General features: G+C 70.1%; 17 protein-coding genes and 1 riboswitch. Of the genes, 9 read left to right on the forward strand and 8 right to left on the reverse strand.

Annotated features, from left to right (window positions below; all coding sequences use genetic code 11):
- Positions 1-32 precede the first annotated feature (32 nt).
- The 5 genes from ACWGKT_RS08060 to ACWGKT_RS08080 all read left to right on the forward strand — a co-directional run bounded on the left by ACWGKT_RS08060 (position 33) and on the right by ACWGKT_RS08080 (position 6,071).
- Positions 33-1,391, forward strand: a complete 1,359-nt coding sequence (locus ACWGKT_RS08060) for an HD-GYP domain-containing protein (protein WP_453273045.1) — start codon at positions 33-35, stop codon at positions 1,389-1,391.
- 148 nt (positions 1,392-1,539) lie between these two features.
- Complete coding sequence (locus ACWGKT_RS08065; protein WP_356142230.1) at positions 1,540-2,520, forward strand: hypothetical protein; 981 nt, start codon at positions 1,540-1,542, stop codon at positions 2,518-2,520.
- 125 nt (positions 2,521-2,645) lie between these two features.
- The gene (gene def, locus ACWGKT_RS08070; protein ID WP_453272936.1) at positions 2,646-3,296 is read left to right on the forward strand and encodes a peptide deformylase; all 651 of its coding nucleotides are present in this window, start codon (positions 2,646-2,648) and stop codon (positions 3,294-3,296) included.
- Positions 3,297-3,618: 322 nt separating this feature from the next.
- Positions 3,619-4,704 (forward strand): epi-isozizaene synthase, encoded by a 1,086-nt coding sequence (gene cyc1 / locus ACWGKT_RS08075; RefSeq protein ID WP_356142274.1) that lies wholly within the window; start codon positions 3,619-3,621, stop codon positions 4,702-4,704.
- On the forward strand, positions 4,701-6,071 hold the full coding sequence (locus tag ACWGKT_RS08080) for a bifunctional albaflavenone monooxygenase/terpene synthase (protein WP_453272937.1): 1,371 nt from the start codon (positions 4,701-4,703) through the stop codon (positions 6,069-6,071). Before cyc1 ends, ACWGKT_RS08080 begins: the two co-directional genes overlap by 4 nt.
- 33 nt (positions 6,072-6,104) lie before the next feature.
- Here ACWGKT_RS08080 and ACWGKT_RS08085 read toward each other — a convergent pair whose 3' ends face one another.
- The 7 genes from ACWGKT_RS08085 to ACWGKT_RS08115 form a co-directional block, all read right to left on the reverse strand.
- Positions 6,105-7,070, reverse strand: coding sequence for a helix-turn-helix domain-containing protein (locus tag ACWGKT_RS08085; protein WP_453272938.1), 966 nt, complete (start codon positions 7,068-7,070; stop codon positions 6,105-6,107).
- Between the two features lie 247 nt (positions 7,071-7,317).
- On the reverse strand, positions 7,318-8,325 hold the full coding sequence (locus tag ACWGKT_RS08090; protein WP_453272939.1) for a ribonucleotide-diphosphate reductase subunit beta: 1,008 nt from the start codon (positions 8,323-8,325) through the stop codon (positions 7,318-7,320).
- Between the two features lie 56 nt (positions 8,326-8,381).
- Entirely contained in the window at positions 8,382-10,751 is a 2,370-nt protein-coding gene (locus tag ACWGKT_RS08095; RefSeq protein ID WP_453272940.1) for a ribonucleoside-diphosphate reductase subunit alpha, read from the reverse strand.
- A 125-nt stretch (positions 10,752-10,876) separates the two neighbouring features.
- Positions 10,877-11,000, reverse strand: a riboswitch (cobalamin riboswitch).
- A gap of 62 nt (positions 11,001-11,062) precedes the next feature.
- On the reverse strand, positions 11,063-11,569 hold the full coding sequence (locus tag ACWGKT_RS08100) for a GNAT family N-acetyltransferase (RefSeq protein WP_356142220.1): 507 nt from the start codon (positions 11,567-11,569) through the stop codon (positions 11,063-11,065).
- A 78-nt stretch (positions 11,570-11,647) separates the two neighbouring features.
- Complete coding sequence (gene mctP / locus ACWGKT_RS08105) at positions 11,648-13,276, reverse strand: monocarboxylate uptake permease MctP (protein ID WP_356142218.1); 1,629 nt, start codon at positions 13,274-13,276, stop codon at positions 11,648-11,650.
- A complete protein-coding gene (locus tag ACWGKT_RS08110; protein ID WP_235456702.1) occupies positions 13,273-13,542 on the reverse strand; it encodes a DUF3311 domain-containing protein in 270 nt (89 codons plus the stop codon). Before ACWGKT_RS08110 ends, mctP begins: the two co-directional genes overlap by 4 nt.
- 189 nt (positions 13,543-13,731) lie before the next feature.
- On the reverse strand, positions 13,732-14,496 hold the full coding sequence (locus ACWGKT_RS08115) for a GntR family transcriptional regulator (protein ID WP_453272941.1): 765 nt from the start codon (positions 14,494-14,496) through the stop codon (positions 13,732-13,734).
- 591 nt (positions 14,497-15,087) lie between these two features.
- Here ACWGKT_RS08115 and ACWGKT_RS08120 point away from each other — a divergent pair.
- From ACWGKT_RS08120 to ACWGKT_RS08135, 4 genes are all read left to right on the forward strand, one after another.
- Positions 15,088-16,374: an extracellular solute-binding protein gene (locus tag ACWGKT_RS08120; protein ID WP_453272942.1), complete on the forward strand. Its 1,287-nt coding sequence runs from the start codon at positions 15,088-15,090 to the stop codon at positions 16,372-16,374.
- 74 nt (positions 16,375-16,448) lie between these two features.
- Positions 16,449-17,435: a carbohydrate ABC transporter permease gene (locus ACWGKT_RS08125; protein WP_453272943.1), complete on the forward strand. Its 987-nt coding sequence runs from the start codon at positions 16,449-16,451 to the stop codon at positions 17,433-17,435.
- Positions 17,432-18,274, forward strand: a complete 843-nt coding sequence (locus ACWGKT_RS08130) for a carbohydrate ABC transporter permease (protein WP_356142211.1) — start codon at positions 17,432-17,434, stop codon at positions 18,272-18,274. The genes ACWGKT_RS08125 and ACWGKT_RS08130 overlap by 4 nt, the downstream gene beginning before the upstream one ends.
- Before the next feature lie 9 nt (positions 18,275-18,283).
- Entirely contained in the window at positions 18,284-19,831 is a 1,548-nt protein-coding gene (locus ACWGKT_RS08135) for a glycoside hydrolase family 3 protein (RefSeq protein ID WP_453272944.1), read from the forward strand.
- 69 nt (positions 19,832-19,900) lie between these two features.
- Here ACWGKT_RS08135 and nagB read toward each other — a convergent pair whose 3' ends face one another.
- A complete protein-coding gene (gene nagB, locus ACWGKT_RS08140) occupies positions 19,901-20,686 on the reverse strand; it encodes a glucosamine-6-phosphate deaminase (protein ID WP_453272945.1) in 786 nt (261 codons plus the stop codon).
- Positions 20,687-20,729 lie beyond the last annotated feature (43 nt).

The raw sequence follows: 20,729 nt of genomic DNA on the forward strand, positions 1-20,729 counted from the left end.
CCTCCATGGCCTCGCCGACCCCCACGGCTCCCATGGACCCCACGACCGCAGGCGCCTCCACCACCTCGTGCGCTCCCCTGCTGCTCCTGCGGCTCATACGCGGCTGCGCCGCGCTCCTCGCGGTCGTCTCCCTGGCCCTCACCCTCTGGTACGGCATACAGGAGCGCGGAGTCGCCCTGGCCTTCGGCACGCTCATAGCCGTCGGTGAGCTGAGCCGGTGGACCGGCGCCCCCGCCCGGCAGGCCGCGCCCCTGGGCGCCGCCGGAGCGCTGTCGTACGCCCTGCTCGGCGAGGTCGCCGGGCGGCCCGCCGTCCCCCGGGCCCTCGACTCCGCCGCCGTCGGGGGCACCGCCGTCGCCGCCGCGCAGGTCGTCACCGTCGTCCTCGCCGCCTCCCTGCTGGGCAGCGTGCCCCACATCTGGCGCGGACGGACCCCGACCCTCGACCACCTCGCCCGCCGCGTCCTGACCGTCGGCTTCGCGGCCGTCTGCTTCCAACCCCTCGACCACCGGGGCGTGTTCCAGACCTGGAACGGCCCCGCCCACGCCCTGCTGGTGCTCGCGCTCCTCGTCCTCACCTCACTGTGCGACGCCGTCCTGGCCGCCGCGCTGGCCCACTCCCGCACCCGATGGCCGTTCGCTCCACTGCTGCGGGACGAGCTGCGGGGGCTGCGCGGGATCGGGTCCGCGGTGTGCGCGACCGGTGCGGTGATGGCGCTGGCGGTCGCCGTCGCCGGGCTGTGGGCGCTGCCCGTGTTCTGTCTGCCGCTGCTGCTCACCCAGCTGTCCATCCGCCGGTACGCCGCCGTGCGCGCCACCTACCGGCAGACCATCGCCTCCCTCGCCCGCGCCACCGAGATAGCCGGGTACACCCCGGCCGGGCACGCCCGGCGGGTCGCCGCGCTCAGCCGGGCCGTCGGCCGCGACCTGGGGCTGTCCGGGCCCGAGCTGACCGTCCTGGAGTACGCGGCGCTCATGCACGACATCGGCCAGCTCAGCCTCGTCGACCCGGTGCCGGCCGGGGCCACCGCCGCGCTGCCAGCCGAGGAGCAGCGGCGCATAGCGCTGCTCGGCGGGGCCGTCGTACGGCAGACCGGGGTGGACGCGGCGGTCGCCGTGGTGGTGGAGCGGCAGGCCGACCCCTACCGCGAACAGCCGGTGGCCGCGCGGATCGTCCGGGCGGTGAACGCGTACGAGGAGAAGGTGCACGACGCCGGGCCCGGCGGCCCGCTCAAGGCCCTTGAGGAGCTGCGCCTGGGCACCGCCGGGGACTACGCGCCCGAGGTCGTCGAGTCGCTCGCCCGCGTGCTGTGGAATCAAAGGTGTGGCGCGATGGGGGTCCCCCCAGGCGTTCAGCTCTGGGGGAGCCTCGGGCAGGTTGGTGGCGGGTGACGGGCGGGACTGTCTGACCCTGCCCCTCGCTGGGTAACCCATGGGTAATGAGCGCCCTTCCATCCGTACGTGGTTGGATGCGAGGGAGAGGGTGTCCGGGGGCACAAGCCAGCCCACTGAGCGGAACTGGAACTGGCAGGCGGGAATCGTGAGGATCTTCGGCAAGGGACGGCACCGGCCCTCCGCCTCCTGGCGGCAGGCCACCGACCGTGCGTTCACGCTCATCGGCGACGGCCGCTACGAGGACGCGGGCGAGCTGTTGACACGAGCCGCCGACCTGGAGCCGTGGCTGTCGGAGTCCTGGTTCAACCTCGCCCTGCTGCACAAGTTCCGGCACGACTGGGAGCAGGCACGGGCGGCCGGGCTGCGCGCCGTGGCGCTGCTCGACCGGGAGACCGGCGCGCCGGACTGGTGGAACGTCGGCATCGCCGCCACCGCCCTGCAGGACTGGCCGCTGGCCCGGCGGGCCTGGCAGGCCTACGGGCTGCGGGTGCCGGGCGGGGCCGCCGTCTCCGGTGAGCCGGCCGGTATGGAGCTGGGCAGCGCGGCCGTGCGGCTGTCGCCGGAGGGCGAGGCCGAGGTCGTGTGGGGACGCAGGCTCGATCCGGCCCGGATCGAGGTCCTGTCCATTCCGCTTCCCTCGTCCGGGCGACGCTGGGGCGAGGTCGTCCTGCACGACGGCGTGCCCCACGGCGAGCGCACCACGGCCTCCGGGCACGCCTATCCGGTCTTCGACGAGATCGAGCTGTGGGCCCCGTCCCCGGTGCCGACCTGGGTGGTCCTGCTGGAGGCCGCCACCGAGGCCGACCGGGACGCCCTGGAGCAGCTGGCCGCGGACGCGGGGTTCGCGGCGGAGGACTGGTCGTCGTCCGTGCGGCTGCTGTGCCGCATGTGCTCGGAGTCGCGCATGCCCTCCGACGAGGGCGACGGGGTCCATCTCGACCCGCACGACCACAGCGAGCCGGGTCATCCCGGGCCCCTGGGGCACCGGACCGACGGGCAGCTGTGGGTGCCGGAGCGCGAGTGCGGGGTGGCCGCGCCGGCTTCCCTGGTGCGGGGGCTGCTGGACGGCTGGGTCGCGGACAGCCCGGACTCGAGGGACTGGCGGGACCTGGAAGAGGTCTGCTGAGGCCGCGGTCGAGCACGGGTTCGGGATGGCCGGTCGCACGGTTCCCCGTGCCCCCACGGGGACGCTGCACGTACCCTGTACCAGCAACTTCACCCCTTGTTTTCCGAGGAAGGCGTACGTCGGTCATGGCTCAGCAGGACACCGATCAGCAGCACGCGGGCGTGCTCCCCGTCGACGACGAGGGCTTTGTCGTCGACACGGAGGACTGCGAGGAGCGCGAGAACGCCTGGCGTGAGCGCGGTACCTCGCGGCCGATCACGGTCGTCGGCAACCCGGTGCTGCACAAGGAGTGCGAGGACGTCACCGAGTTCGGCGCGGAGCTCGACCAGCTGGTAGCGGACATGTTCGCCTCGCAGCGCACCGCCGAGGGCGTCGGCCTCGCCGCCAACCAGATCGGCGTGGACCTGAAGGTCTTCGTGTACGACTGCATGGACGACGAGGGCCTGCGGCACGTCGGTGTGGTCTGCAACCCGAAGCTGGTCGACCTGCCCGCCGACAGGCGCCGCCTGGACGACAGCAACGAGGGCTGCCTCTCCGTGCCGACCGCGTACGCGCCCCTCGCGCGCCCCGACTACGCCGAGGTGACCGGACAGGACGAGAAGGGCAACCCGATCAAGGTCCGCGGCACCGGATACTTCGCACGGTGTTTGCAGCACGAGACCGATCACCTGTACGGCTACCTCTACATCGACCGGCTCTCCAAGCGCGAGCGCAAGGACGCGCTGCGGCAGATGGCCGAGAACGAGCCGCGCTACCCGGTCGTCGCCAACGACTGAGACGGCGGTGGCCGTCCGCGACAACTGGGGTGCGGGCATGCCGATGTGACGCCCGGTCAGGAGGTCTCCTGGCCGGGCGTCCCGCGTTGCCGCCGGAGTCGCCCGTGTGTCCATCGCACATTCGATCCTTTGTGCGCCTCTAGCGATCCTTAATCAGTCACACAAGGGGAGATTCTCGGCGTTGGGGGGTAGTGAGTGAAGCAAATCCGTTCCCAGGGCGGTCAGTTGTGGTGCTGAATGGGAAGTGCGGGGATACACGACGGCGCACGCCCGGCACATCGGGTGGGGCGTGACGCACCTGGCGGCTGAGAGGGGTTTGTACGTGCATGCTTTCCCACACGGCACCACATCGACGCCTACGGTGATCCCGGTACCACCATCACTCGCCCTCCCGGCGATCGAGGCCGAGTTTCCCCGGCAACTGCATCCGTATTGGCCGCAGTTGCAGGAGAAGACGCGCCTCTGGCTGCTGGAAAAACGGCTGATGCCGGCCGACAAGGTGGAGGAATATGCCGACGGACTTTGCTACACCGACCTCATGGCGGGCTACTACATGGGCGCCCCCGACGACGTCCTGCAGGCCATAGCCGACTACAGCGCGTGGTTCTTCGTCTGGGACGACCGCCACGACCGTGACATCGTCCACGGCCGCACCGCCGACTGGCGGCGGCTCAGGTTCCGGTTGCACGCGGCTCTCGATGCACCCAAGCACCACCTGCACCATCCGGACCCCCTGGTCGCGGGTTTCGCGGACAGCATGGTGCGGCTCTACTCGTTCCTGCCCCCGACCTGGAACGCGCGGTTCGCCCGGCACTTCCACGCGGTGATCGAGGCGTACGACCGGGAATTCGGCAACCGCGTCCGGGCCTACGTGCCCACGGTCGAGGAGTACCTCGCCCTGCGGCGCCTCACCTTCGCGCACTGGATATGGACGGACCTGCTGGAGCCGAGCGCCGGGCGCGAACTCCCGGACGCCGTACGAAAACATCCGGCATTTCGCCGTCCGGCGCTGTTGAGTCAGGAGTTCGCCGCCTGGTACAACGACCTCTGTTCACTCCCGAAGGAAATCGCGGGCGACGAGGTGCACAATCTCGGAATCAGTCTCATTGTCCATGAAGGACTGACACTCGAAGAAACGGTCACGGAAGTGAGGCGGCGCGTCGAGGAATGCGTCACGGAATTCCTCGACGCGGAAAGCGAGGCCCTGCGCTTCGCCGCCCGCCTCGACGACGGCACACGGCGCGGAAAGGAACTCGGCGCCACCGTGCGCGCCTGCGTCGGCAATATGCGGAACTGGTTCAGTTCCGTCTACTGGTTCCACCACGAGTCCGGCCGGTACATGGTCGACAGCTGGGACGACCGGTCCACGCCCCCGTACGTCAACAACGAAGCGGCAGGTGAGAAATGACCGTCGAGTCTGTGCGGCCCGCGGCGCCCGACGCGCCCGAGCTCAGCGAGCCACCACTGGCGGGGGGCGCCGTCCCGGCCCTGGGCCACGGCTGGAAGCTGGTCCGCGACCCGCTGGCCTTCATGTCCCAGCTGCGCGACCACGGCGACGTCGTACGCCTGAGGCTCGGACCGAAGACGGTGTACGCCGTCACCACGCCGGAGCTCACCGGCGCCCTGGCGCTCAGCCCCGACTACAAGATCGACGGGCCGCTGTGGGAGTCCCTGGAGGGCCTGCTCGGCAAGGAGGGCGTGGCCACCGCCAACGGCCCCCGGCACCGGCGCCAACGGCGCACCATCCAGCCCGCGTTCAGGCTCGACGCGATCCCCGCGTACGGGCCGGTCATGGAGGAGGAGGCGCACGCGCTGACCGAGCGCTGGCGGCCCGGCGAGACCGTGGACTGCACGTCCGAGTCCTTCCGGGTCGCCGTGCGCATCGCGGCGCGCTGTCTGCTGCGCGGCGACTACATGGACGAGCGGGCCGAGCGGCTGTGCGTCGCGCTCGCCACCGTCTTCCGCGGTATGTACCGCCGGATGGTGGTGCCGCTCGGACCGCTCTACCGGCTGCCGCTGCCGCCCAACCGGAAATTCAACCGGGCGCTGGCCGATCTGCATCTGCTGGTCGACGAGATCGTCGCCGAACGCCGGGCCTCTGGTCAAAAGCCGGACGATTTGCTGACGGCATTGCTGGAGGCGAAGAACGAGAATGGCGACCCCATCGGGGAACAGGAGATCCACGACCAGGTCGTCGCGATACTCACCCCCGGAAGCGAAACAGTCGCCTCCACGATCATGTGGCTGCTCCAGGTGCTCGCCGAACACCCGGAACAAGCGGAGAAGGTACGTACCGAGGTCGAATCCGTGACCGGCGGTCGACCGGTCGGATTCGCCGACGTCCGTCGGCTCACGCACACCAACAATGTCGTAGTCGAGGCCATGCGTTTGCGTCCGGCCGTATGGATATTGACGCGTCGCGCGGTCACGGACACCGCGCTCGGCGGGTATCGCATTCCGGCGGGCGCGGACATCGTCTACAGCCCGTACGCCGTCCAGCGCGACGGGCGGTCGTACGCCGGGCATCTCGACTTCGACCCGGACCGCTGGCTGCCGGAGCGGGCCCAGGACGTGCCGAAGTACGCCATGAACCCGTTCAGCGTCGGCAACCGCAAGTGCCCCAGCGACCACTTCTCCATGGCCCAGCTGACGCTGATCACCGCGGCGCTCTGCGCGAAGTACCGCTTCGAGCAGGTCAGCGGGTCGAACGACGCGACCCGGGTGGGCATCACGCTGCGGCCCCACCGGCTGCTGCTGACGCCCGTGCCGTGGTGAGCACCGCGTGAAAGACCTGGTACCGGCGCGTGTTCAGGCGGCCTCGGGGCCCCGGAACGCGCGCCGGTAGGCGTTCGGGGTGGTGCCCAGCGCCCGGACGAACTGGTGACGCAGCGCGGCCGCCGTGCCGAAGCCGGTCCGCGCGGCGATCGCGTCCATCGTCTCGTCCGTGCCTTCCAGCAACTCCTGGGCCAGCAGCACGCGTTGGCGCAGGATCCAGCGGTAGGGCGTGGTGCCGGTCTCCTGCTGGAAGCGGCGGGCGAAGGTGCGGGGCGCCATGAGCGCGCGGGCGGCGAGCTGCTCGACGGTGACCTCCTCGTCGAGGTGCCGCTCCATCCACACCAGTACCTCGCCGACCGTGTCGCACGAGTCCCGGGGCAGGGGACGTTCGATGTACTGCGCCTGTCCGCCGTCCCGGTGCGGCGGCACCACCATGCGCCGGGCGATCTTGTTGGCGACCTCCGGCCCCTGCTCCTTGCGCACGATGTGCAGACAGGCGTCGATCCCGGCCGCGGTGCCGGCGGAGGTGATCACCGGGTCCTCGTCGACGTACAGGACGTCCGGTTCGACGCGGGTGCGTGGGAAGCGCCGGGCGAGCGCCTCCGCGTGCCGCCAGTGCGCGGTGCAGCGCCGCCCGTCGAGCAGCCCGGCGGCGCCCAGCACGAAGACGCCGGAGCAGACGCTGAGCACCCGGGCGCCCCGGTCCACGGCCCGGCGCAGGGCGGCGAGCAGCTCGGGGGGATAGCCACGGCCGACGTTCGCGTCCGAGGCCGGTACGGCGATCAGATCGGCCTCCTCCAGCCGGTCGAGGCCGTACGGCGTGGAGACGGTGAGCCCGCCGACATGGGTGCCCAGGGCCGGACCCTCCGCCGAGACCACGGCGAAGTCGTACACCGGCAGCCCCTCGTCGCTGCGGTCGAGGCCGAACACCTCGCAGACGACGCCGAGCTCGAAGGGATGCACACCGTCGAGCAGGACGGTGGCCACGTTCCTCAGCATGCGTCCAGTGTGCCTCGGAAGTGGCAGTAATTCGAGGGTGTGCGGCAGTCCTGCCACTGTCGGTAAGGAGTGTTCGGAGCGACAGTGGTGTCATGAATACAGCGCAGACAGAAGCCCTGATCGGAATGGCCGTCGTCCTGGGGATCCTGGTCCTCCTGGTCCTCCCCTCACTGATCGGCATCGTGCGCGAGCGGCGCATCGACCGACAGCTCAGGGAGGCCCGGGAGGCCGGAACAGCGGGACGGGATCAGAAGTCCTCGTCCAGGTCGACGGTGCCCTCCACGGCCACCTGGTACGCCGACGGACGCCGCTCGAAGAAGTTGGTCAGCTCCTGAACACCCTGCAGCTCCATGAAGGAGAAGGGGTTCTCGGAGCCGTACACCGGGGCGAAGCCGAGGCGCGTGAGGCGCTGATCGGCGACGCACTCCAGGTACTGCCGCATCGAGTCGGTGTTCATGCCCGGGAGGCCGTCACCGCACAGGTCGCGCGCGAACTGCAGCTCGGCCTCGACGGCCTCCCGCAGCATGTCGGTGACCTGCTGCTGGAGCTTGTCGTCGAAGAGCTCCGGCTCCTCCTTGCGGACGGTGTCGACCACCTCGAACGCGAAGGACATGTGCATCGTCTCGTCGCGGAACACCCAGTTGGTGCCGGTGGCGAGACCGTGCAGCAGACCCCGGCTGCGGAACCAGTAGACGTACGCGAAGGCGCCGTAGAAGAACAGGCCCTCGATGCACGCGGCGAAGCAGATGAGGTTGAGCAGGAAGCGGCGACGGTCGGCCTGGGACTCCAGGCGGTCCAGCTTCTCGACCTCGTTGATCCACTTGAAGCAGAACCCGGCCTTCTCGCGGATGGACGGGATGTTCTCCACGGCCGCGAAGGCGGCGGCGCGGTCGTCCGGGTCCGGAAGGTAGGTGTCCAGCAGCGTCAGATAGAACTGGACGTGCACGGCCTCCTCGAAGAGCTGGCGGCTCAGGTACAGCCGCGCCTCCGGGGAGTTGATGTGCTTGTACAGCGTCAGCACCAGGTTGTTCGCGACGATCGAGTCGCCCGTCGCGAAGAACGCGACCAGCCGGCCGATCAGGTGCTGCTCGGCGGGCGTGAGCCTGGCGAGGTCGGCGACGTCCGAGTGGAGGTCGACCTCCTCGACGGTCCAGGTGTTCTTGATGGCGTCCCGGTAGCGCTCGTAGAAGTCGGGGTAGCGCATGGGACGCAGGGTCAGCTCGAAGCCGGGGTCGAGCAGGTTCTTGGCTGTCATCACAGTCGGCGCGGAGCGCTGTCCTTCAGGGGTGGTGGTCGGGCGACGGGTGGGCATTATTGGCAGGCCTCGCAGGACTCGGGGTTCTCGAGGGAGCAGGCGACGGCGTCGGGGTCGGCGGCCTGCTGGACGGGGATGGACGCCTGCGTCTGCGCCTGGGCGGCGCGGGCGATGCGGGTCGCCGGGCGCGAGCGCAGGTAGTACGTCGTCTTCAGGCCCTGCTTCCAGGCGTACGCGTACATCGAGGAGAGCTTGCCGATCGTCGGCGTCTCCAGGAACAGGTTCAGCGACTGCGACTGGTCCAGGAACGGGGTGCGGGCCGCGGCCATGTCGATCAGGCCGCGCTGCGGGATCTCCCAGGCCGTGCGGTACAGCGCGCGCACGTCCGCCGGGATCCACACGAAGTCCTGCACCGAGCCGTTGGAATCGCGCAGCGCCTCACGGGTACGCGCGTCCCAGACGCCGAGCTGCTTGAGGTCGTTCACCAGGTACGAGTTGACCTGGAGGAACTCACCGGACAGCGTCTCGCGCTTGAACAGGTTGGAGACCTGCGGCTCGATGCACTCGTAGACGCCCGCGATCGAGGCGATGGTGGCGGTCGGCGCGATGGCCAGGAGCAGCGAGTTGCGCAGGCCCACCGAGGCGATCCGCTCGCGCAGCGCCGCCCAGCGCTCCGGCCAGCTCGGCTCGACGTCGTAGTGGTCGGGGTGCAGGACACCCCGGGCCGTACGGGTCTTCTCCCAGGCCGGCAGCGGGCCGTTGCGCTCGGCCAGGTCCGCGGAGGCCTCGTACGCGGCGAGCATGATGCGCTCGGCGATCCGGGTGGACAGGGCGCGCGCCTCGGGCGAGTCGAAGGGCAGGCGCAGCTTGAAGAAGACGTCCTGCAGACCCATCGCACCCAGGCCCACCGGACGCCACTTGGCGTTGGACCGGCCCGCCTGCTCGGTCGGGTAGAAGTTGATGTCGACGACCCGGTCGAGGAAGGTGACGGCCGTACGGACGGTCTCGTCGAGGCGCTCCCAGTCGATGTCCCCGTTGCTCACGAAGGCACCGAGGTTGACCGAGCCCAGGTTGCAGACCGCCGTCTCCCCGTCGTCGGTGACCTCCAGGATCTCCGTGCAGAGGTTGGAGGAGTGGACGACGTGGCCCGGCTCGGCCGTCTGGTTGGCGGTGCGGTTGGCGGCGTCCTTGAACGTCATCCAGCCGTTGCCGGTCTGCGCGAGCGTACGCATCATGCGGCCGTACAGATCACGCGCCGGGATGGTCTTGCGCGCGAGCCCGGCGGCCTCGGCCGCGCGGTAGGCGGCGTCGAACTCCTCGCCCCACAGGTCGACCAGCTGCGGCACGTCCGCGGGCGAGAACAGCGACCACTGTCCGTCGGCGTTCACACGGCGCATGAACTCGTCCGGGATCCAGTGCGCCAGGTTGAGGTTGTGCGTACGGCGGGCGTCCTCACCGGTGTTGTCGCGCAGCTCCAGGAACTCCTCGATGTCGGAGTGCCAGGTCTCCAGGTAGACCGCGGCCGCGCCCTTGCGCCGGCCGCCCTGGTTCACGGCGGCGACCGAGGCGTCCAGGGTCTTCAGGAACGGGACGATGCCGTTGGAGTGCCCGTTGGTGCCGCGGATCAGCGAACCGCGGGAGCGGATACGGCTGTACGACAGACCGATGCCGCCGGCGTGCTTCGAGAGCCGGGCGACCTGGTGGTAGCGGTCGTAGATGGAGTCCAGCTCGTCCTTGGGGGAGTCGAGGAGGTAGCAGGACGACATCTGGGGGTGCCGCGTACCGGAGTTGAAGAGCGTGGGGGAGGAGGGCAGATAGTCGAGGCGGCTCATGAGCTTGTAGAGCGCGGCGACTTCGTCGACGGACCGGGCGGTGTCGTCCTCGGCGAGACCGGCGGCGACGCGCAGCATGAAGTGCTGCGGCGTCTCGACGACGCTGCGGGTGATCGGGTGCCGGAGCAGGTAGCGGCTGTGCAGAGTGCGCAGGCCGAAGTAGCCGAAGCGGTCGTCGGCGTCCGGGTCGATCAGCGCGTCCAGCCGCTGGGCGTGCAGGCGCACGAACTCGGCGGTGCGGTCGGCGATCAGGCCCTCGCGGTGCCCCACGGCGACGGACTCGGTGAACGACGTCACGCCCTGCGAGGCGGCCTCCGCGCGGATCGACACGGTCAGCAGCCGGGCGGCCAGCCGGGAGTAGGCCGGGTCCTCGGAGATGAGACCGGCGGCCGCCTCGGTGGCCAGCTCGCGCAGCTCCGTCTCGTCCGCCTGCGCGGACCGGCCGCGCAGCGCGGCGGCGGCGACCCGGCCGGGGTCGGCGTCGGCGTCGGGGAGGTCGGCGGTCAGCTCCGTCAGGATCCGCAGCAGCGCGGCACCGGGACCGTCGGTCTCGAGGCCTGTCGCTGAAGCCGGTTCGGCTGGCGCGATGGTCACGTGGGGCTCTCCCTCGCTCGGCACGCGGGCCTGGCGGAGGGCAGGTGGCAGCACACGAGCGCACGGGGCGTCGCGTCCACCGGCCCACTCCACGAGACCCGGACGTCAGGGCAACCCGGACCGGACGGCCGGGCGCGCTGTCGGCAGGTCCTCGGACTGAACAGGCGTGTGGATGCACGCAAGTACACCGTTGCGGGACAGTTCCGGATTCGCACCGGATTCCCCTGCGGCGACAGCGAGCATGAGCATACATCTAGTGCCGGGTGGAGACAGCACCCCCATATGTTGTGTCGTGGCGACTCCGGAGCGTGTCAGAGCGTCAACTCATAGGTGAGCAGCACGAGGTCGTCGACGTCCGGAATGGGGTTCCAGTCGCGCTCGGGAGCGCGGACGAAACCGAGTCGTTCGTAGATCCGGTGGGCGGCGTGCATCGTCTCCTGGGTCGACAGCACGATCCCCACGCACCCCCGCGTGGCCCGCGCGCGCTCGACGCAGGCCCGGACCAGCGCCTCGCCGGCACCCCGGCCGCGGGCCGCGTGGGAGACCGCGAGCATGCGGATCTCGGCCTCCCCGGGACCCGCTATGTCGGCCATGGGGCCGCCCGACGGCACGAAGGTGACCCCGCCGAGCACCTCGCCGTCCGTGACGGCGACGAGCACGTCGGCGGCGGCCGCCCGCTTGGCCACGTTGCGCAGTTCGCCGAGGTACCAGTCGCTCTCGCCGAAGGTCAGCAGGCCGTCCTGGAGATAGGCCTGGGCGGTGATCTCGCCGAGGGTGGCGTGTTCGTCGGGGGATACGGGTCGGATCACGATGTCCATGCACCGAGTGTGCCGGGTGGGTACGACAACGGGCCGCCGACTTCTCGCTGTCGGCGGCCCGCTCGTAGGATGTACGGCTCAGTGGGCGCTGCCCGCCGTGGCCGGCGGCAGCTCCACCTCGACGCCCGGGTCACCGGCGTCCGCCGTGTAGTCCTCGGGCCTGGTCTGGTCGACGCCCTCGGGAGCCTTCACGGCCTTCAGGACGAAGGTCAGGACCACCGTGACGGCCAGGTTCAGCACGAACGCCGTGAGGCCGATGTAGCCGATCTCGCCGATGCCGGGGATCTCCTTGGCCGAGCCGCCGAAGTGCTTCTGCGTCGGGGAGGCGACGCCGTAGGCGGCGACGGTGCCGTACACCATGCCGACCGCCCAGCCGGCGAGCAGGGCCCAGCGGTGGAACCAGCGGGTGAACAGGCCGCCGACCAGGGCCGGGAAGGTCTGCAGGATCCAGATGCCGCCCAGCAGCTGGAAGTTGATGGCGACGGTCTTGTCCATGGTGAGCACGAAGACCAGGGCGCCCACCTTGACGAGCAGCGAGACCAGCTTGGAGACCTTCGTCTCCTGTGCGGGTGTCGCGTCCGGCTTGATGAAGTCCTTGTAGATGTTGCGGGTGAAGAGGTTCGCGGCCGCGATGGACATGATGGCGGCCGGGACCAGAGCCCCGATGCCGATCGCCGCGAAGGCCACGCCCGCGAACCAGTCCGGGAACATGTTCTCGAACAGCTGTGGGATCGCCAACTGGCCGTTGGTGACCTTGACGCCCGCCGCGATCGCCATGAACCCCAGCAGGGCCAGCAGGCCGAGCATGAGGGAGTACAGCGGCAGGATCGTGGTGTTGCGGCGGATCACCTCACGGCTGCGCGAGGACAGCGTCGCGGTGATCGAGTGCGGGTACATGAACAGCGCGAGCGCGGAGCCCAGTGCCAGCGTGGCGTACGTCCACTGGCCCGCCTCCGCCGGGACCAGCGCGCCGCGCGGCTTGCCCGTCGCCGGGTTGGTCTGCGCGTACGCCTCGCTCGCCTTGGCGAAGATGTCGTCGAAGCCGCCCAGCTTGATCGGGATGTAGATGATCGCCACAGCGATGACGATGTAGATCAGCGTGTCCTTCACGAACGCGATCAGGGCGGGGGCGCGCAGGCCCGAGGAGTAGGTGTAGGCCGCCAGCACGCCGAAGGCGATCAGCAGCGGGAGGTCCTTCACGAACCAGTTGGTGTTGTCGCCGCCGCCCACGCCCATCACGTCCAGTACGGCCTGGATGCCGACGAGTTGGAGGGCGATGTAGGGCATCGTCGCGAGGATGCCGGTGACGGCGACCGCCAGCGACAGGCCCTTCGAGCCGAAGCGGCCGCGCACAAAGTCCGAGGTCGTCACGTAGCCGTGCCGGTGGGAGACCGACCACAGGCGCGGCAGGAACGTGAAGATCAGCGGGTAGACCAGGATCGTGTACGGCACGGCGAAGAAGCCGGCCGCGCCCGCCGCGTAGATGGCGGCCGGGACGGCGACGAAGGTGTACGCCGTGTAGAGGTCGCCGCCGAGCAGGAACCAGGTGACCCAGGTACCGAACGACCGTCCGCCCAGGCCCCATTCGTCGAGCGAGTGCTCGTTGTCGGCCTTGCGCCAGCGCGCGGCCAGGAAGCCCATGACCGTGACGGCCAGGAAGAAGAAGATGAAGACGCCGAGCGCGACGCCGTTCACACCGTCCTTCATCGCGACGCACCCCCGTCCCGGGCGGCCCGGCGGGCGCGCTGGTCACGCCGCCACAGCTGGTACGCGATCACCGTGAGCACGGTGGAGGCCGGCACCCACAGCATCTGGTACCAGTAGAAGAACGGGATCCCGATGAACGCGGGGTCCGTCTTGGAGTACGAGCCGACCCACAGCATCGCCACGAAGGGCGCGATCAGGCACACGGCGATGACGACGCGCAGGGGCGTCACCACCGCCGCTCCGGTCACATCGGACGCATCTGACATCAGGCGGCTCCGTCCCCTCGCTGATCACCACTGATCACCTGTAATGCGCAGGCAATCTAGGCGACTGTCTCGGGCGAGTGGAAGACCTCGTCTGCCTATCGGTATGTCGATTCGGTGCAGATTGGGGTCCCACCATGAAGTTGACGCAAAAGCGACGGCCGAAGCGGGGTGGCGGGGGCCGAACCGGCCTTAGTCCTGTGGGCGCTTGAGGCGGGCCACGAACTTGTAGCGGTCGCCGCGGTAGACGGAGCGGACCCACTCCACCGGCTTGCCCTCGCGGTCCAGGGAGTGCCGGGAGAGCATCAGCATCGGCAGGCCGACGTCGGTGCCGAGCAGGCCCGCCTCGCGCGGGGTGGCCAGCGAGGTCTCGATGGTCTCCTCGGCCTCCGCGAGGTGGACGTCGTACACCTCGGCGAGGGCGGTGTAGAGGGACGTGTACTTGACGAGCGATCTGCGCAGCGCGGGGAAGCGCTTCGCCGACAGGTGCGTGGTCTCGATGGCCATCGGCTCGCCGTTGGCCATGCGCAGCCGCTCGATGCGCAGCACGCGGCCGCCGGCCGTGATGTCGAGCAGCACGGCGAGCCGGTCGTCGGCGGTGATGTAGCCGATGTCCAGCAGCTGCGAGGTGGGCTCCAGGCCCTGGGCGCGCATGTCCTCGGTGTAGGAGGTGAGTTGCAGCGCCTGGGAGACCTTGGGCTTGGCGACGAAGGTGCCCTTGCCCTGGATGCGCTCCAGGCGGCCCTCGACGACCAGCTCCTGGAGGGCCTGGCGCACGGTCGTGCGCGAGGTGTCGAACTCGGCGGCGAGCGTGCGCTCGGGCGGGACGGGCGTGCCAGGATCCTGCGTCTCCGTCATGTCCAGCAGATGCTTCTTCAAGCGGTAGTACTTGGGCACGCGCGCGGTACGGACGGTAGCCCCATTCTCGTTCTCCGCACTGCTGACGTCGGTGCTCATGTTCTGCCTTCCCGGCTCCTGGTGCCGAAGCGACCGACGTCCCGCCGGTCACGGCTCACATCGTGGCACGGCTTCGTCCGACAGGAGTCCACCGCACGCTCCGTGATCCCCTCTGGTATACCTTCGCGCCCCTCGTTGGTCTAGTCCATCCCCGTCGTCGATGGCAGTGGTCCAGCGGAACTGGTCCGTCCGATCTGTCGCTTGCGCAATGAAAGGTCCCTGCATATCTCGGTCCCATCACGGACGCCCGGAGCCTGCTTGAACACCCTTGACAGGCCTATTGGTCTGGGCCAAGCTCCCCGTACTGGTCTACACCATTGGTCCAGGTCCCGGCCCCATGGGCGGTACGAAGCGTGGGCCTGCTCGGCGGATCAGGTCGGAGTAAAGCAACCGAACCTGATCAGCGCCGGCGAGCGGGGTCTGGTGCGTGCAGTTGCAAGGCGGAGGAGGGAGTCGACGCGGAGCGTCGGCGACCGACGACGACGCCGCAGATGTGCGTGCCAGACCCCGCGTCTCCGGCATGATCCGCCGAGCAGGCCCGGCTCGCCGCGGGGAGGCAGGGGGGTTTGTGGCATCCCTGAGGAGGGTGGCGTGAAGCGCAAGCTGATAGCCGCGATCGGTATCGCGGGCATGGTCGTCTCCATCGCGGCGTGTGGCAGTGACAAGAAGGACGACGACGGTTCGGGCAAGGGGGCGGACGCCAAGGAGCTGACCGTCTGGCTCACCGTGGACGCCCAGAACAACTGGCCCAACCTGGTGAAGGCCGCCGACGCCGCCGTGCAGAAGAAGCACCCCGGCATCAAGATCAAGCACGAGTACTACGGCTGGCCGGACAAGAACACCAAGCTGGACGCCGTCCTCGCCACCGACAAGGCCCCCGACGTGGTCGAGATGGGCAACACCGAGATGCTGGGCTACATGGTCAAGGGCGCCTTCGCGCCCGTCGACGCCGCGCAGTTCGGCAACTCCTCCGCCTGGCTGGACGGCCTCAAGGCCTCCGTGACCTACGACGGCAAGACCTACGGCGTGCCGTACTACGCCGGTGGCCGGGTCGGCACCTGGCGCAAGGACATCGCGGCCGCGTCCGGCATCAAGGCGCCCCCGAAGACCTACACGGAGCTGACCTCCGACCTGGACAAGATCCAGAAGAAGCAGGGCGCCAAGTTCAACGCCTGGTACCAGCCCACCCGTGACTGGTACGCGGCCATGTCCTTCGTCTACGACGCCGGCGGCTCCATCGCCGTCGAGTCCGGCGGTCAGTGGAAGGCGAACCTGTCCTCGCCCGAGTCCCTCAAGGGCCTCAACGAGTTCAAGACCATCCTTGACAAGTACATGCACGGCGACAAGACGAAGGACGAGTCCGACCGCTACATCGTCTACGGCCAGGGCAAGTCGGACCTGATCTTCGGTGCCGCGTGGGAGGGCGCGACCGCGGCCGACCCGAAGAACGACAAGACCGGCAAGCTCAAGGACGACCTCGAGAACTTCGTGATGCCCGGCCCGTCCGGCAAGAACCTGCCGGTCTTCCTCGGCGGTTCCGACCTCGCCATCCCGGTGAAGTCCAAGGCCCAGGGCGTCGCCGCCGAGTGGATCAACGCCTTCACCGGTCCCGAGGGCCAGAAGGGTCTGATGGCCAAGGGCAACCTGCCCAACAACAAGACGGACCTCGCCACCCTGAAGAACGACCCGGCGACCGTCGTGCCGGCCACCGCGGCCGAGTCCAACTGGTTCGTCCCGATGGCCCCCGGCTGGGGCCAGGTCGAGAAGGCCCAGGTCCTGCAGACCATGCTGCAGAACATCGGCACCGGCAAGAAGTCGGTCGAGGCCGCCGCGAAGGACGCGGACGCCGCGATCGACAAGGTCATCAACACCAAGTGATCTGAGATCGGGGCCCTGTCCGCCGACAGGGCCCCGCCTCTCGTACGACCCGAGGGACCGCTGAGGAGCGCGCGATGAGTGCCGCAGACACGACCACCCCTGCCAAGGTGCCGCCACCGCGGCAGGCGCCGCCACCGGACGTGCCGCAACGGCCACGCGGAAAGCGGACGTCGAGCGGGGCGGCCACCCCCTGGCTGCTGCTCGCGCCGTGTCTGCTGATCCTCGCCCTGGTCATGGGCTATCCGCTGGTCCGCCTGGTCACCCTGTCCTTCCAGGAGTTCGGGCAGTCCCAGCTGTGGGGCTTCAAACCGGCCGAGTCCGTCGGCTTCGCCAACTTCTCCAAGGTGCTGGGGGACAGCGAGTTCTGGCAGGTCGTCCTGCGCACGGTGATCTTCGCGGTCGGCTCGGTCGTGCTCACCATGGTCCTCGGCATGCTGATCGCCCTGCTGCTGCAGCGCGTCTCCGGCTGGGTGAAGACCCTCGTCAACATCGCGCTGGTGGCCAGCTGGGGCATGCCCGTCATCGTCGCCACCACCGTCTTCAAGTGGCTCTTCGACGCCGACTACGGCGTCCTCAACGCGCTGCTGAGCAAGCTGCCGGGCGTCGAGCTGATCGGCCACAACTGGTTCGCGAGCGGCCCCGAGGGGCTGGCCGTGATCATGCTCCTGGTGGTCTGGGGCGCGGTCCCCTTCGTGGTCATCACGCTCAGCGCCGGCCTCACCCAGGTCCCGGCGGAACTGGAGGAGGCGGCCCGCCTCGACGGCGCGGGCTCCTGGGGCGTCTTCCGGTACGTCACCCTGCCCATCCTCAAGCCGATCATCGTGATGCTCACGACCCTGTCGGTCATCTGGGACATGGGCGTCTTCCCGCAGGTCTTCGTCATGCGGGGCGGGCACCCGGAGGCCGAGTTCCAGCTCCTGACCACCTACTCGTACGACCGCGCCTTCGTGGTCAACGACTATGCGCAGGGCTCGGCGATCGCCCTGATCACCGTGGTGCTGCTGCTCGGCGTGGTCGCCGTGTACATGCGCCAGATGCTGAAGATCGGAGAGGTCGAATGAGCACGCTCGCCCCCGCCGCCCGCCGCAGGTCGAGGTTCGGCTGGAACCTCCTGGGCCTGCTGGTCTTCGTCACCGCCGGCTTCCCCGTCTACTGGATGCTGAACACGGCGTTCAAGCCGGCCAAGGACGCCATCGACCCGGACCCCAGCCTGCTGCCCACCGGCCTGACCCTGTCCAACTTCCGCCGCGCGCTGGACATCGCCGACTTCTGGGGCCCGGTCGGCCGCAGCCTGATGGTGTCCCTGTCCGTCGTGGTGATCGGCATCGTCGTGGGCATGCTCGCCGCGCTCGCCATCTCCCGGTTCGCCTTCCGCGGCCGCAAGATAGTGATCGTGGGCATCCTCGCGGTGCAGATGGTCCCGCTGGTCGCCATGATCATCCCGGTCTTCCTGCTGCTGAACGACCTGCACCAGTACGACAAGCTCACCGGTCTGATCATCACCTACCTGACCTTCATCCTCCCCTTCACGGTGTGGACGCTGCGCGGCTTCATCGTCAACATCCCGCGGGAGCTGGAGGAGGCCGCGATGGTCGACGGCTGCTCCCGCACCGGCGCCTTCGTCCGCGTCGTCTTCCCGCTCCTCGCCCCCGGCATGGTCGCCACCTCGGTCTACGGCTTCATCCAGGCCTGGAACGAATACCTGTACGCCCTCATGCTGCTCAGCCAGGAGCACCAGACGGCGACCGTGTGGCTCGGCAACTTCACGACCAAGCACGGCACCGAGTACGCCCCGATGATGGCCGGCGCCACGATGATGGCCGTGCCGATCGTCGTCCTCTTCCTCCTCGTCCAGCGCAAGATGGCCGCGGGCCTGACCGCGGGCGCCGTGAAGGGATAACGCCACCCGATGACGACACTCGCCAGCGGCACCGACACCCTGACGCGCGACGCCCTCACCGTCCTCCAGCCCGGCTTCACCGGCACCACGGCCCCCGACTGGCTGCTGCGTCGGCTCGGCGAGGGCCTCGCCTCCGTGGGCCTGTTCGGCCGCAACATCGCCTCCGCGGAACAACTGGCCGCCCTGACCGCACAGTTGCGCACCGAGCGGGACGACGTCCTGGTCGCGATCGACGAGGAGGGCGGAGACGTCACGCGCCTGGAGGTGCGCACGGGCTCCAGCTTCCCCGGCAACCACGCCCTCGGCGCGGTCGACGACCCCGCGCTGACCAGGGACGTGGCCCGCGAACTCGGCCGCCGCCTCGCGGCCTGCGGCGTGAACCTCAACTGGGCCCCGTCGGCGGACGTGAACTCCAACCCCGCCAACCCGGTCATCGGCGTACGGTCCTTCGGCGCCGACACCGACCTGGTCGCCCGGCACACCGCCGCCTACGTCACCGGCCTTCAGTCGGCCGGCGTGGCGGCCTGCACCAAGCACTTCCCCGGGCACGGCGACACCGCCGTCGACTCGCACCACGCGCTGCCCCGCATCGACGCGGCGGCCGCGCTGCTGGACGCCCGCGAACTCGTGCCCTTCCGCGCGGCGATCGCCGCCGGCACCCGGGCCGTGATGAGCGCCCACATCCTGGTCCCGGCGCTGGACCCGGACCGCCCCGCGACCCTCTCCCGCCGGATCCTCACCGACCTGCTGCGCGGCGAGCTCGGCTACGCCGGCCTGATCGTGACCGACGGCATGGAGATGCAGGCCATCGCCGCCACCTACGGCATCGAACGCGGCAGCGTCCTCGCCATCGCTGCCGGCGCCGACGCCATCTGCGTGGGCGGCGGCCTCGCGGACGACGAGACGGTACGCCGCCTGCGCGACGCCCTGGTCCTGGCCGTACGCGCGGGCGAACTCCCCGAGGAGCGCCTGGCGGACGCGGCGCAGCGCGTCCGGGAGCTGGCGCGGTGGACGGCACAGGCGGCGAGGACCGCGAGGGACGACACGGTTCGCCCGAGTGCGTCGGCGGTCGTGGGCGAAGGCGAGGCCGGCCGGAACGGAAGTGCCGTACGGACCGACGTCGGGCTGATCGCCGCGCGGCGGGCGCTGCGGGTGACGTACGGCGAGTCGTACGAGCCGTCGGCCGCGGCGCCGTACGTCGCCGCCTTCACTCCCCTCGCGAACATCGCCGTCGGGGACGAGACCCCGTGGGGCGTCGCCGCCGAGCTGGCCCGTCTGCTGCCCGGCACGGAGACCGGCAGCTTCGCGGGGGAGACGGCGGGGGCGCAGGCGCTGGCCGCGGCCGGGGACCGCCGGGTGGTGGCCGTCGTCCGCGACGAGCACCGGCACCCCTGGATGGCGGCGGCCCTGGACACCCTCCTCGCGGCCCGCCCGGACACGATCGTGGTCGAGATGGGCGTGCCCCAGTCCGCGCCCCGAGGCGCCCTGCACATCGCCACCCACGGCGCGGCCCGGGTCTGCGGCCGTGCGGCGGCGGAGGCCATCGCGGGCCGCTGACCCCGTGCCCGTACGACGAGGGCGCCGGACTCCCTGCGGGAGCCGGCGCCCTCGGACGTGCCGGGACCGTCAGATCCCCTGCCACTGCGGCTTGTTGACGTACGCGTGCCGGAAGTAGTCCGCCAGCTTCAGCTTGGCGGCGGCCGCCTCGTCGACGACCACGGTGGCGTGCGGGTGGAGCTGCAGCGCCGAGGCGGGGCACACCGCGGCGACCGGCCCCTCGACGGTCGCGGCGACCGCGTCCGCCTTGCCCTCCCCGGTGGCCAGCAGCACCAGGTGCCGTGCCTCCAGGATCGTGCCTATGCCCTGGGTGATGACGTGGTGCGGCACCTGCTCGATGTCCCCGTCGAAGAAACGCGCGTTGTCGACGCGGGTCTGCTCGGTCAGCGTCTTGATCCGCGTGCGCGAGGCCAGCGAGGAGCAGGGCTCGTTGAACCCGATGTGCCCGTCGGTGCCGATCCCGAGCAGCTGCAGGTCCACGCCGCCGGCCTCGGCCAGCGCCCGGTCGTACGCCTCGCACGCCGCCCGCACGTCCTCGGCCGCGCCGTCCGGACCCAGGAACGCGTCCAGCGTGATCCCGAGCGGCTCCAGCACCTCCCGCGCGAGCACCGAACGGTACGACTCCGGATGGTCGGCGGGCAGTCCCACGTACTCGTCGAGCTGTGCGATCCGGGCCCGCGAGGTGTCCACGTCGCCGGCGCGCACCTTCGCCGTCAGCGCCCGGTAGATGGGCAGCGGCGTGGAGCCGGTGGCCACGCCGAGCAGGGCGTCGGGCTTGCGCCGGAGCAACTCCGCCATGGCCTCGGCGATCAGCTCGCCGCCCGCGGCGGCATCCGGAACGATGACAACTTCCACGCTGGGCCTGCCGTTCTGAAGAGGGCTGGAACGTCTATGTGGT

It is taken from the genome of Streptomyces sp. NPDC054794 (assembly GCF_053611585.1).

What these genes read in the sequence shown, in the direction of transcription:
- ACWGKT_RS08060 (WP_453273045.1), top strand. Translation starts at nt 33, where the DNA reads ATGGACCCCACGACCGCAGGCGCCTCCACCACCTCGTGCGCTCCCCTG.
- def (WP_453272936.1), top strand. Translation starts at nt 2,646, where the DNA reads ATGGCTCAGCAGGACACCGATCAGCAGCACGCGGGCGTGCTCCCCGTC.
- ACWGKT_RS08080 (WP_453272937.1), top strand. Translation starts at nt 4,701, where the DNA reads ATGACCGTCGAGTCTGTGCGGCCCGCGGCGCCCGACGCGCCCGAGCTC.
- ACWGKT_RS08085 (WP_453272938.1), bottom strand. Translation starts at nt 7,070, where the DNA reads ATGCTGAGGAACGTGGCCACCGTCCTGCTCGACGGTGTGCATCCCTTC.
- ACWGKT_RS08090 (WP_453272939.1), bottom strand. Translation starts at nt 8,325, where the DNA reads ATGACAGCCAAGAACCTGCTCGACCCCGGCTTCGAGCTGACCCTGCGT.
- ACWGKT_RS08100 (WP_356142220.1), bottom strand. Translation starts at nt 11,569, where the DNA reads ATGGACATCGTGATCCGACCCGTATCCCCCGACGAACACGCCACCCTC.
- mctP (WP_356142218.1), bottom strand. Translation starts at nt 13,276, where the DNA reads ATGAAGGACGGTGTGAACGGCGTCGCGCTCGGCGTCTTCATCTTCTTC.
- ACWGKT_RS08110 (WP_235456702.1), bottom strand. Translation starts at nt 13,542, where the DNA reads ATGTCAGATGCGTCCGATGTGACCGGAGCGGCGGTGGTGACGCCCCTG.
- ACWGKT_RS08115 (WP_453272941.1), bottom strand. Translation starts at nt 14,496, where the DNA reads ATGAGCACCGACGTCAGCAGTGCGGAGAACGAGAATGGGGCTACCGTC.
- ACWGKT_RS08125 (WP_453272943.1), top strand. Translation starts at nt 16,449, where the DNA reads ATGAGTGCCGCAGACACGACCACCCCTGCCAAGGTGCCGCCACCGCGG.
- ACWGKT_RS08130 (WP_356142211.1), top strand. Translation starts at nt 17,432, where the DNA reads ATGAGCACGCTCGCCCCCGCCGCCCGCCGCAGGTCGAGGTTCGGCTGG.
- ACWGKT_RS08135 (WP_453272944.1), top strand. Translation starts at nt 18,284, where the DNA reads ATGACGACACTCGCCAGCGGCACCGACACCCTGACGCGCGACGCCCTC.